The following is a 12,821-nucleotide window of genomic DNA, read 5'->3' on the forward strand; positions in this document are numbered from 1 at the left end:
CTTACGAGCCTATCGGCCCGCACGCACCCCCCGATCGTGCGGTTCGTCACCGACCGGATCGGCCAGCAGCAGTTTCTCGAGCGCCGCGCGGTCCGGCAGTCCCTCGGGCCGTACGACCTCGCCGGTGCGTACGTACAGGAAGGCGGCCGTCACCGAGGTGGGCGGCACGCCCTGCTGCTCGGCCCAGGCGATGCGGTAGAGCGCGAGCTGGAGCGGGTCCGCGGTCGCGGCGCGGTTGGTCTTCCAGTCGACGATCTCGTACGTCGCCGTGTCTCCGTCGCCCTCCTTGTAGACGGCGTCGATGCGGCCGCGTACGACCCGGCCGGCCAGCGAGAGCTGGAAGGGCGCCTCGACGCGGAACGGTGTGCGGCGGGCGTACTCGGTGCGCTCGAAGGCGTCCTTCAGGAACTCCAGGTCCTGTTCGTCGGCGATCTCGGCGTCGCCGCCCGGCAGCTCCTCCGGTTCCAGCAGGGGCAGCGTCAGCGGTTCGAACCGGGCCTCCACCCAGGCGTGGAAACGGGTGCCGCGGCGGGCGGCGGGCTGGGGAGGACGGGGCATGGGGCGGGCCAGCTCCTGGGCGAACCCGTCCGGGTCGGCGGCCAGGCTCAGCAGCTGGGTGGCGGTCAGGGAGGCCGGCAGGGGCACCTCCGTGACGCTCTCTCGCGCGCGCAGCAGCTCGCCGGTGAGCGCCTCGAGGTCGCGGTCCCAGGAGGCGACGGTACGGGCCTCTTCCGGGGTGAGGCGAGTGGGTACGGGGGCGTCGCCCCGATGCGGCTCGGGGGGCGACGCCTGGTGCGGGACGGTGGGGCTGCCCTGCGTCGCCCCGGGCCGACTCCTCGCGGCGTCGGGTCGGTCCGTGGTCCAGGTGTCGTCGGGTCGGTCCGTGGTCCAGGTGTCCCAGTCGGCGGGATCCCCTGCGGCCCGGTCGGCGTCGTCCGCCTCCTCCGGGAACGCCTCGTCGTACTCGGGGGGTGGCGGCCAGTCCGGGTCGTCGTAGGTGTCGGGGGCGGCGGGAGAGCCGTCCTCCCTGGTGGCGAGGGCGTCCAGGTGGGCGAGGACCGTCTCCGCGGCGGCCCGGCGCCGGGCGAGTGCCGCGTCGTCCAGGGGCAGGGGCCAGACCTCGTCGGCGGTCGCCCGGTGCAGGGCCGGGTTCTCCTCGTCCTCGGCCGGTGCGTCCGCCCAGACCTCGATCTCGCCGTGTCCGGCCGCGCAGTGCTCGTACAGGGCCGTGAGGAAGTCGGACGGTCCGCGGGGTTTCTTCTGGCTGGGCCCCCACCAGTGGCCGGAGCCGAGGAGCAGGGAGCGCGGCCGGGTGAAGGCGACGTAGCCGAGGCGGAGCTCCTCGGTGTGCTGGTGGTCCTTCATGGCCTCCTGGAAGGCCTTCAGGCCTCGGGAGTCCCAGGCTTCGACGTCGGGCAGGGTGTCGGCGTCTCCGCGCAGTGCGTGCGGCAGCACCTTGCCCTGGGCGGTCCACTTCTCGCGGCCCTGGCCGCTGGGGAAGGTGCCGGTGACGAGGCCGGGCACGGCGACGACGTCCCACTCGAGGCCCTTGGACTTGTGCGCGGTGAGCACCCTGACGGTGTTCTCCCCGCCGGGCAGCGCGTTGTCCAGGCCCTTCTCGTACTGGGCGGCGGTACGCAGGAAGCCGAGGAAGGCCAGCAGGGTGGCCTCGCCGTCGCCGGCGGCGAAGGACGCGGCGACGTCGAGGAAGTTGGACAGGGTCTCGCGGCGGCGGGCCGCCAGGGCGTGCGGAGACGCCGACAGCTCGACCTCCAGGCCGGTGACGGCGAGGACGCGGTGCAGGACGTCCATGAGCGGGTCGGACAGGGCCCGGCGCAGCTCGCGCAGTTCGGTGGCGAGCCGCGCGAACCGCACGCGCGCGTCCGGTGAGAACGGCAGCCCGTCGTCGCCGCCGGTGCCGTCCAGCGGCGTCTCCAGGAAGGTGTCCAGGGCGTCCGCGAGCGATATCACCTCGGACGGGTCCACCCCCTCGACGGCCTCCGCCAGCCTCCGGTCCGGGTCGTCGTCGCCCTCCACGCGCGCGTGGCTCACGAGCAGCCGGGCGCGGCGTCCCAGGAGGGCGAGGTCGCGCGGGCCGATGCGCCAGCGCGGGCCGGAGAGCAGCCGGACCAGGGAGGCGTTGGCGCCCGGGTCCTGGAGGACCTCGCAGACGGCGACCAGGTCGGCCACCTCGGGCAGATGCAGCAGCCCGGAGAGGCCGACGACCTCCACGGGAACGTCGCGGGCCACCAGCGCGCCCTGGATCTCGGCGAAGTCGGTCGCGGTGCGGCACAGGACGGCGATCTCGCCGGGCGACTTGCCGGTGCGCACGAGGTGGGCGACGGAGTCGGCGATCCAGTCGATCTCCTCCGCGTGGGTGCGCAGCAGGGCGCAGCGGACGATGCCGTCGCGTTCGGCGCCCGGGGCGGGACGCAGGGCCTCCACGCCCGCGTGCATGGCGCGCAGGGGCTCGGCGAGGCCGTTGGCGAGGTCGAGGAGGCGGCCGCCGCTGCGGCGGTTCTCACTGAGCGCCTGACGGACGGCGGGACGGCCGTCCGCGTGGGCGAAGTGTTCGGGGAAGTCGTCGAGGTTGGCGACGGAGGCGCCGCGCCAGCCGTAGATCGCCTGGCAGGGGTCGCCCACGGCGGTCACCGGGTGGCCGGTGCCGCCGCCGAAGAGGCCCGCCAGGAGGATGCGCTGGGCCACCGACGTGTCCTGGTACTCGTCGAGCAGCACCACCCGGTACTCGTCGCGCAGGACGCGCCCCACCTCGGGGAGCCCGGCGAGCTGGGCTGACAGGGCGATCTGGTCGCCGAAGTCGAGCAGGTCCTGCCGGCGTTTGGCGGCCCGGTAGCGGGTCACCAGGTCGGCCAGTTCGCGGCGGGCGGCGGCGGCCTCGGGGACCTTGCGCAGGTCGGCGTTGCTGAGCCGGACGCTCTCCAGGGTGTCCAGGAGACCGGCGTCCCAGGCGAGCAGGTCCTCGGGGCGCACCAGGTGCTCGGCGAGTTCGGCGTCGAGGGCGAGGAGGTCGCTGACCAGGTCGGCGAAGGACCGGGTGAGCGCCGGGTAGGGGCCTGGGGCCTCGCGCAGGACCCGCGCGGCGAGCTGGTAGCGGGTGGCGTCGGCGAGCAGGCGGGAGGTCGGCTCGAGGCCGAGGCGCAGGCCGTGGTCGGTCAGGAGGCGGCCCGCGAAGGCGTGGTACGTCGAGATCGCGGGCTCGCCCGGCGGGTGGTCCGGGTCGATCAGGTCCGGGTCGGTCACGCCCGCTCTGACCAGGGCCGTACGGACGCGTTCGGCGAGTTCGCCGGCCGCCTTGTTGGTGAAGGTGAGCCCGAGTACCTGCTCCGGGGCGACCTGGCCGGTGCCGACCAGCCACACCACGCGTGCGGCCATCACCGTCGTCTTGCCGGACCCTGCTCCGGCCACGATCACCTGCGGGGCGGGCGGCGCGACGATGCAGGCCGTCTGCTCGGGGGTGAAGGGGATGCCGAGGAGCTCCTTGAGCTGCTCGGGATCGGTGATGTGGGCAGGCACGTCAGAGAGGCTAGCGGCGGCCGCTGACAGCGGGCGCCCCGTGTCCCCAAGGGGTGGGGTACACGCAGGTCAGCCGGTGTGGTGCGACTTGTCACACCGGCCACTCGACTCCGGTGGCTCCGACCCCGGCTCCTCTCCGGCCCGGGGTCCCGGTCCCGTCGCCGTGCACCGGCTGCTCGCGTCGCTCACTCCACGACCTGCCGCCCCTCGGGCCGCGCGCTGCACGACGCGCGGAAGGCGCAGTGGGTGCAGTGCTGGCCCGTGGTCGGGGTGAACCGTTCGTCGAGGACCTTGCCGGCCGCCGTGGCCAGCAGGTCGCCCACCCACTCGCCCGCCGGTCCCTCCTGCGACTCCTGCGACTGGACCTTCGGCAGGGCCTCGCCGCCGTCCCGCTTGGGCGCGCCCTGGCGCAGGTGGACGAGTTCGGCGCCGCCCGGTTCCGGACGTACGCCGTCGAAGGCGTCGTCGACGGCGCCCTCGCGGACGGCGAGCTGGTACACGGCGAGCTGGGGGTGGCGGGCCACCTCCGCGGACGTGGGTGCCTGTTTGCCGGTCTTGAAGTCGACGACGTAGGCGCGGCCGTCGCCGTCGGCCTCCACCCGGTCCATTTGGCCGCGGATGCGGACCTCGTAGTCGCCCGCCTCCAGGGTCACGTCGAAGTCGTGCTCGCTCGCCACCGGAGTGCGCCCGGCACGGTCCATGACGTGCCACTTCAGGAAGCGCTCGAGCGCCACGCGCGCGTTGGCCTTCTCCTGCGCCGACTTCCACGGCGCGTCGAAGGCCAGCGCGTTCCACACGGAGTCCAGGCGCTCCATGAGGACGGCGAGGTCGGCTGGTGTGTGCCCGGAGGCCACCTCGTCGGCGAGCACGTGCACCACGTTGCCGAAGCCCTGGGCGGTGGTCGCCGGGGCGTCGGCCTTCACCTCACGGCCGAGGAACCACTGAAGGGCGCAGGTGTTGGCCAGCTGGTCCAGGGCACTGCCGGAGAGCGTGACGGGCTGGTCGCGGTCGCGCAGCGGCACCTTGCTCTCGGTCGGGTCCCACATGCCCCACCAGCGGTAGGGGTGGGCGGCGGGCACCAGAGGCCGGCCGTCCTCGTCGGTCAGGGCGGCGAGGCGGGCCAGGCGGCGCGCGGCGGCCTCCCGCAGGGGGGCGGAGACCCGGGGGTCGACGGTGGTGGCGCGCAGTTCGGCGACGAGCGCCGCGACGGCGAGGGGGCGGCGCGGGCGGCCGGTGACGTCGACGGGTTCGACCCCGAGTTCGGTCAGGAACCGGGAGGGCTGGTCCCCGTCGTCGGCCGGTGCCTTCACCGCCGTCACGACGAGCCGTTCACGCGCGCGGGTGGCGGCCACGTAGAACAGGCGTCGCTCCTCGGCGAGCAGGGCTCCTGGGGTGAGGGGTTCGGCGAGTCCGTCGCGGCCGATCCGGTCGGCCTCCAGCAGGGAGCCGCGGCGGCGCAGGTCCGGCCACAGCCCCTCCTGGACACCTGCGACGACCACCAGCCGCCACTCCAGCCCCTTGGCACGGTGCGCGGTCATCAGACGGACGGCGTCGGGGCGTACGGCACGCCGGGTGAGGGTGTCGGCCGCGATGTCCTCGGCGTCGATCTGCTCCAGGAAGTTCAGGGCGCCCCGGCCGCCGGTGCGCTCCTCCGCGCGTGCGGCCGTCGCGAACAGCGCGCACACGGCGTCCAGGTCGCGGTCGGCGTTGCGTCCGGCCGCGCCGCCGCGCCGGGCGGAGCGCTCCAGGCGGGCGGGCCACGGAGTGCCGTTCCACAGGTCCCACAGCGCCTCCTCGGCGCTGCCCCCTCCCGCGAGGCGCTCCCGTGCCCTGCGCAGCAGCGCGCCGAGTCGCTGGGCACCGCGCGCGTACGCGGGGTCGTGCACGGCGAGCCGCTCCGGCTCGGCCAGCGCCCGGGCGAGCAGTTCGTCCGAGGGGGGCGGCAGCGGGATGCCGGCGGCGCGCTGCTCTTCCCGCAGGGCTCGGCCGAGGCGTCGCAGGTCCGCGGCGTCCATCCCGGCGAGGGGCGAGGTGAGCAGGGTGAGCGCGGTCTCGGTGGGGAGCCAGCACGGAGCGTCCGCACGGGGGGCGCGTACGCCGCGCGGGGGCCTCGCTCCCGTGCCGGTGCCTGCGTCCGCGTCGGCGCCTGTGGCCGTGTCTGTGGCCGCGCCTGCGTCGGGGGCGGGGGCGGGTTCGGCCTCCGTCGCTGGGTCGCGGGCGTCGTCGGCAACGGCCGTGTGCGGCGTGCCATCCGCGTCCACCGTGTCGTCCGCATCGGCCGAGTGCGGCGTGCCATCCGCGTCCGCCCTGTCGTCCGCATCCGCCATGCCCGGCGCGCCGTCCGCATCGGCTGTGCGCGGCGTGTCGTCCGTGTCGTCCATGCCCGGCGCGCCGTCCGCGTCGGCTGTGCGCGGCGTGTCGTCGGCACGCTCGGCGGGAGCGGCTTCGCCTACGTCGTGCGTGCTCGCGGCCGCGTCGGGCAGCGCGTCCCCCGCCGAGCCCGCCCCGGCCTGCTCCCCCGTGCCCGCCTCCGCCTCCGCCACGGCCCGCAGTGCCGTCAGCAGGGGCGCCACCGCGGGCTCGTGGCGCAGCGGGAGGTCGTCGCCGTCGATGTCCAGGGGAACGCCGGCCGCGGTGAGGGCGCGGCGGAGCGTGGGGATGGTGCGTGACCCGGCGCGCACCAGGACGGCCATGTCGCGCCACGGAACGCCGTCCTCCAGGTGTGCCCGGCGCAGGATGTCGGCGACGTTGTCCAGTTCGGTGCCCGAGGTCGGGTACGTGTACGCCTCGACCCGCCCGCCGTCCCGTACCGGGGCCAGCTCTCGGTGGGCGCGAACCTTGTCGGTGGGGAGGCGGGTCAGCGGCATGCGCTGGGTCAGCAGCCGGGTGGCGGCCAGCAGGGCGGCTCCCGACCGGCGTGAGGTCCGCAGCACCGCGACCGGCGCCGGCCGGCCGTCCGCGCGCGGGAAGGCGGTCGGGAAGCCCAGGATGCCATTCACGTCGGCGCCCCGGAAGGCGTAGATCGACTGGTCGGGGTCGCCGAAGGCGACGAGGGAGCGTCCACCGCCCGCCAGGGCGTGCAGCAGCCGTACCTGGGCCGGGTCGGTGTCCTGGTACTCGTCGACGTACACCGCGTCGTACTGGGCGGTCAGGTGCGCGGCGACCTCGGGGCGGCGGGCGAGGAGCACCGCGCGGTGAACGAGTTCCGCGTAGTCGAGCACGCCCTGGAGGTCGAGCACGTCGAGGTACTCGGCGAGGAAGACGGCGGCGGCACGCCAGTCGGGACGGCCGATGCGCCGGGCGAAGGCGCCGAGTGCGTCCGGGCCGAGCCCCAGTTCACGGCTGCGGGCGAGCACCGCGCGGACCTCGTCGGCGAAGCCGCGGGTGGTGAGGCAGGCGCGCAGTTCGTCGGGCCAGCGCACGTGGGCGAGCCCGAGCCGCTCCAGGTCCACCTGTCCGGCGAGCAGCTCGCGCACCGTCACGTCCTGCTCCGGTCCTGACAACAGCCGCAGGGGCTCCACGAACAGGTCGCTGTCCTGGTGGGCGCGGACGAGGGCGTACCCGAAGGAGTGAAAGGTCGTCGCCCTGGGGGCACGTCCGGCGCCGATACGCAGTGCCATCCGGTCGCGCAGTTCGACGGCCGCCTTGCGGCTGAAGGTCAGCACCAGGATGCGCTCGGGGTCGCCGCCCCGGGCGATCCGGTCCGCGACCGACTCGACGAGGGTGGTGGTCTTGCCGGTGCCCGGGCCCGCCAGGACGAGCAGCGGTCCGGACCGGTGGTCAACCACGGCGCGCTGTGCGGCGTCCAGACGAGGGGGGTCCATGCGCGCCGGCGGGGTACGCACCAGTCGGTAAGCGCCACGGCTCCCCCGCCGCACCTGGGGGTGCGGCGGGTGTCCGCTGGAGGAAGAGGAGCTCACGTGGTTCGCCGGTCCTGGTGGGTGTGCTGGTGGGCCGTCCGCGTCGCGGGCGGGGCGGTGGCCGCGGGATGAGGGGGACGCGTGCGGCCGACGCTACGCCGACGGAAGAGGCGGAAGCAGCGCTTCCTCTTCATCCCTGGCGTCACTCCTGGCGCAAGCACCCCCTGCCCCACGAACGTACGTCATGGCACGGACATGCCCGAAGTGTCCGGTTTACCTCGTACGGATCACAGGTCCCCCATCGGCCGGTCGCATGGCGGAAGCTGTCAGGTGTGACCCTGTGCGCGTCCGCCGTCCCCTTGTGCGCGTCCGCCGCCGTCCCACCGCGCCCGCTTCAGGTCGAGGCGCGGCAGGTGGCCCTCGGCGGCTCTGCTCGCGTCCTTCAGGGGCGTGCCCTCTTCCCGGTAGCGGTCGATCGCCTCCAGCTCGTGCCCCGCGAGCAGGACCCCGTCCGCGCGCACGACACGCCACCAGGGGACACCTCCCCCGTAGAGGGACATGACGCGGCCGACCTGGCGGGGCCCGCCCTCCTCCAGGTACTCGGCCACGTCCCCGTACGTCATGACGCGGCCCGGCGGGATCAGTTCGGTCACGTCGAGGACCCGCTCGGCGTACTCGGGCAGCGCGTCCGCGTTCTCCGGACGGACGCCGTCCGGAAGGCTCTGCTCGCTCATCCGCCCCATGGTGCCGCACTCCGCCGACAACGCGACGCACTCCCAGGAGCCCGCCTCCCTCGCCCGCAGGCGGCGCTTCGGGCAGACTGTGCGGCCCGCACGGGCACCCTGATGCCTGCCGAGGCCGACGCGGCATGCCACCATCGTGCGGGCAGTGACCAGTGATACGAGAGCAAGAAGAGGCGATGAAGCAGCAGGGTGTGCACCCCGAGGACGCCGAGGGCACCTCTGACTCTTCGTCGCGCCCGGACACCGCGGACGAGGGCGGCGGGAAGGCCGGCGAGCGGACGGCCGAAGGCCCTTCGGCGACGGCCGCCGACCCCGACGACGTGGCCCACATCGACGAGGTCGAGGGCGACGAACCGCTGCTCCCCGCGCGCGTGCACCGCCCCTCCGATCTGGTACGCCTCCTGGTGGGCGTGCTCGCCGTCGCCGTGCTCCTTGCCATCGCCGCCTTCGCGCACGGCACCACCTCGGGCCTCGAGCAGGACATCAACAAGGGCACGGGACAGGCACCCGACCTGCTCATCAAGATCGCGGGACTGGCCTCCAGCATCGCGATCCTCCTGGTGCCGGTCGCGTTCGCCATCGAGCGGCTGATCAAACGGGACGGGCTACGGATCGCCGACGGCGTGCTGGCGGCGGTCCTCGCGCACGGGGTGACCCTCGCCACCGACCTGTGGGTCGCCAAGGCCGCTCCCGGCTCGATCCAGGAGGCGCTCACCCAGCCGTCGCCGGGCGACACCCACGCGCTGACCGACCCCGTGCACGGCTACCTCGCGCCGGTCATCGCGTACATGACGGCCGTCGGCATGTCCCGCAGACCCCGCTGGCGCGCGGTGCTGTGGATCGTGCTGCTCCTCGACGCCTTCTCGATGCTCGTCACCGGTTACACGACACCGTTCTCGATCATCCTGACCGTCCTCATCGGCTGGACCGTCGCCTACGGCACCCTGTACGCCGTCGGCTCCCCCAACGTGCGCCCCACCGGCCGGACGCTGATGGCGGGCCTGCGGCACGTCGGCTTCCGGCCGGTGACCGCCGCCCGGCAGGAGGCGCCGTCGGACAGCGTCGAGACCGGTGACCGCGGCCGCCGCTACTTCGTCACCCTGGAGGACGGCCGGCCGCTCGACGTGACGGTGGTGGACCGGGAACAGCAGGCCCAGGGCTTCTTCTACCGGGCGTGGCGCAACCTGACGCTGCGCGGATTCGCCACCCGCAGCAGCCTTCCCTCGCTGCGGCAGGCCCTGGAGCAGGAGGCGCTGCTCGCCTACGCGGCCATCGCGGCCGGTGCCAACGCCCCCAAGCTGATCGCCACGTCGGAGCTGGGTCCCGACGCCGTGATGCTCGTCTACGAGCACACCGGCGGGCGCTCCCTGGACTCGCTGACGGACGAGGAGATCACCGACGACCTGCTGCGCGACACCTGGGAGCAGGTACGGGCCCTCCAGTCCCGGCGCATCGCGCACCGCAGGCTGGTGGGCGACGCGATCCTGGTGGATCGTTCCGGCACGGTGATCCTCACCGACCTGCGCATCGGCGAGATCGCCGCCGGCGACCTGCTGCTGCGGATGGACATCTCCCAGCTCCTGGTGACGTTCGGCCTGCGGATCGGTGCCGAACGCGCGGTCGCGTCGGCGGTCGGTGTGCTCGGCCCGGACACGGTGGCGGACTGCCTGCCGATGCTCCAGCCGATCGCACTCAGCCGCTCCACGCGCGCGACCCTGCGCAAGCTGGCGCGGGAACGGGCCCAGCGCGAGCGCGAGGCGGTCCTGGAGTCGTCCCGCCAGGCCAAGCTGGCCCGCGCGGAGGCGGCCGGCCACGATGCCACGAACCCCGCGTCCGGAAAGGCCGACCAGCCGGCCCAGGCCGACAGACCGGACAAGAAGACCGTACGCGCCGAGCAGCGGGCCGAGAAGCGTGCCGTGGACGAGGCCGTCGAGGAAGCGCGCGAGGAGGACCTGCTCACCCTGATCCGCCACGCGGTACTGCGCATCAGGCCGCAGGCCCCCGTCGAACCGGCCCGTCTGGAGCGGGTACGGCCCCGCACGCTGATCAGCTTCATCGCCGGCGCGATCGGCGCCTACTTCCTGCTGACGCAGCTCACCCACATCGAGTTCGGCCCGCTGATCTCGAACGCCCAGTGGGGCTGGGTGGCCGCGGCCGTGCTCTTCTCGGCGGCGAGTTACGTCGCGGCCGCGATGGCCCTGCTGGGCTTCGTCCCCGAGAGGGTGCCCTTCCTGCGGACCGTGGCCGCGCAGGTCGCCGGGTCGTTCGTCAAGATCGTCGCCCCCGCGGCGGTCGGTGGCGTCGCCCTGAACACCCGGTTCCTGCAACGTGCGGGCGTGCGCCCCGGGCTCGCGGTGGCGAGCGTCGGCGCGTCCCAGTTGTTCGGGCTCGGCTGCCACATCCTGATGCTGCTGTCCTTCGGCTATCTGACCGGCACCGAGAAGACACCGTCGCTGTCGCCGTCCCGGACGGTCATCGCCGGTCTGCTGACGGTGGCGGTGCTGGTGCTCGTCGTGACGTCCGTGCCGTTCCTGCGCAAATTCGTCGTCACGCGCGTGCGGTCGCTCTTCGCCGGGGTCGTGCCGCGCATGCTGGACGTCCTGCAACGCCCGCAGAAGCTGGTCACCGGCATCGGCGGCATGCTGCTGCTCACCGCCTGCTTCGTGATGTGCCTGGACGCCTCGATCCGCGCCTTCGGCGACGACTCCGCGTCGATCAGTCTCGCGAGCGTCGCGGTCGTCTTCCTCGCGGGCAACGCCCTGGGGTCCGCCGCGCCGACGCCGGGCGGTGTGGGCGCGGTGGAGGCGACGCTGACGGTCGGTCTGATCGCCGTCGGCCTCCCCAAGGAGGTCGCGGCGCCCGCGGTGCTGCTCTACCGGCTGCTCACCCTGTGGCTGCCGGTCCTGCCGGGCTGGCTGGTCTTCAACCACCTCACGCGCAAAGAGGCGCTGTAACCGGGCACTGATGCGCTCTCCGTGCCTCGGCACGCTCCCCCTGCCCCTGCACGCCCTTCGTCCCTCGCGCCTCGCGCCTCATCCCTCGTGCCTCATCCCTCATACGGCCCTGGTCCCGAGCGGGGGCTCCCGCGCGACCGCACGATGGACGCATGCCGAATCCCTCCCGGCTGCGCGCCGCCGCCCTGACCGTCACCGCCCTCACGACGCTGTCCGTCCTGCTGGCGGGCTGTGGCGGCGGGTCCCAGGAGAACGACGCGGACCTGACGGACCAGAAGCTGAGCTGGAAGGACTGCCCGGCACCGTCCGAGGCCGAGGGCGGCGGCGCCGCCCCTTCTCCGCTGCCGGACGGGGACGAGTGGCAGTGCGCCACCATGAAGGCGCCCCTCGACTGGGACGACCCCAAGGGCGACACGATCGGCCTCGCGCTGATCCGGGCCAGGGCCAGCGGCGAGGCGGACCGGCGGATCGGCTCGCTCGTCTTCAACTTCGGCGGGCCGGGCGGGTCGGGCGTCACCACGCTGCCCGCGTTCGGCCAGGACTACGCGAAACTGCGCACCCGCTACGACCTGGTCAGCTTCGATCCGCGCGGCGTCGGCCGCAGCGACCCCGTGGAGTGCCTGGACGACGACCAGCTCGACACCTACTTCCAGCAGGACGCCACCCCCGACGACCGGGCCGAGCGCACCGAGTTGGTGGACAACACGGAGAAGTTCAACGCCGCCTGCGAGAAGAACTCGAAGGAGATCATTCCGCATGTGCGCACGACCGACGCCGCCCGCGACATGGACCTGATGCGCCAGGTACTCGGCGACGAGAAGCTGCACTACTTCGGCATCTCCTACGGCACCGAACTCGGCGGCGTCTACGCCCACCTCTTCCCCCGGCACGTGGGCCGTGCCGTCTTCGACGCGGTCGTCGACCCGACGCAGACGGCGGAACAGAGCTCGCTGGGCCAGGCGAAGGGGTTCCAGTTGGCGCTGGACAACTTCGCCGAGGACTGTGTGTCGAAGACCGAGGACTGCCCGATCGGGGACACGGCGGACGACGTCGAGGCGCGCATCGCCCGCTTGCTGAAGGACCTCGACCGCAAACCGATCCCCGGCGTCTTCCCCCGCGAACTCACCCAGACCGCCGCGACCGGCGGCATCGCGCAGGCCCTGTACTCGAAGGACTTCTGGGAGTACCTCACCGAGGGTCTGGAGCAGGCGTACGACGGCGACGGACGGGTCCTCATGGTGCTGTCGGACGCGTTGAACGGACGCAACGAGAACGGCCAGTACAGCAACATCACCGCGGCCAACGTCGCCATCAACTGCGCCGACGACAAGCCGCGGTACGACACGGCGTACGTGGAACGCAAGCTGCCCGAGTTCCGGGACGCGTCCCCGCTGTTCGGCGACTACCTCGCCTGGTCCATGCTCAGCTGCACCGACTGGCCGGTCGCCGGCGCCGCCGACCACCCCGACGTCAGCGCCCCCGGCGCGCCGCCGATCCTGGTGATCGGCAACACCGGCGACCCCGCGACGCCCTACGAGGGCGCCGGCCGGATGGTGGACGCGCTGGGCCAGGGCGTCGGCGTGGAACTGACGTACAAGGGCCAGGGCCACGGCGCCTACGACAGCAAGAACCGGTGCGTGCAGGACGCGGTGCACGGCTATCTGCTCGACGGCAAGGTGCCGGCGGCCGGGACCGTGTGCTCCTGACGGCCGGGACCGCGTGCTCCTGAC

General features: G+C 73.7%; 5 protein-coding genes. 2 read left to right on the forward strand and 3 right to left on the reverse strand.

Going from position 1 to position 12,821, the window contains the following annotated elements:
• Positions 1 to 9: 9 nt before the first annotated feature.
• The 3 genes from OHA99_RS12375 to OHA99_RS12385 form a co-directional block, all read right to left on the reverse strand.
• Positions 10 to 3,534 carry a UvrD-helicase domain-containing protein gene (locus OHA99_RS12375; RefSeq protein ID WP_405695727.1) on the reverse strand — a complete coding sequence of 1,175 codons (3,525 nt, stop codon included), beginning with the start codon at positions 3,532 to 3,534 and terminating at the stop codon, positions 10 to 12.
• Between the two features lie 185 nt (positions 3,535 to 3,719).
• The gene (locus OHA99_RS12380; RefSeq protein ID WP_405695728.1) at positions 3,720 to 7,454 is read right to left on the reverse strand and encodes an ATP-dependent helicase; all 3,735 of its coding nucleotides are present in this window, start codon (positions 7,452 to 7,454) and stop codon (positions 3,720 to 3,722) included.
• 266 nt (positions 7,455 to 7,720) lie between these two features.
• Entirely contained in the window at positions 7,721 to 8,128 is a 408-nt protein-coding gene (locus OHA99_RS12385; RefSeq protein WP_276209603.1) for an MGMT family protein, read from the reverse strand.
• A gap of 185 nt (positions 8,129 to 8,313) precedes the next feature.
• Here OHA99_RS12385 and OHA99_RS12390 point away from each other — a divergent pair, with 185 nt between their 5' ends.
• Both OHA99_RS12390 and OHA99_RS12395 read left to right on the forward strand, forming a co-directional pair.
• Positions 8,314 to 11,091 carry a lysylphosphatidylglycerol synthase transmembrane domain-containing protein gene (locus tag OHA99_RS12390; RefSeq protein WP_153178061.1) on the forward strand — a complete coding sequence of 926 codons (2,778 nt, stop codon included), beginning with the start codon at positions 8,314 to 8,316 and terminating at the stop codon, positions 11,089 to 11,091.
• A gap of 152 nt (positions 11,092 to 11,243) precedes the next feature.
• Positions 11,244 to 12,797: an alpha/beta fold hydrolase gene (locus tag OHA99_RS12395; protein WP_366473148.1), complete on the forward strand. Its 1,554-nt coding sequence runs from the start codon at positions 11,244 to 11,246 to the stop codon at positions 12,795 to 12,797.
• Positions 12,798 to 12,821 lie beyond the last annotated feature (24 nt).

The sequence above is a fragment of the Streptomyces coelicoflavus genome, assembly GCF_045041415.1.
GTDB lineage: Bacteria > Actinomycetota > Actinomycetes > Streptomycetales > Streptomycetaceae > Streptomyces > Streptomyces coelicoflavus.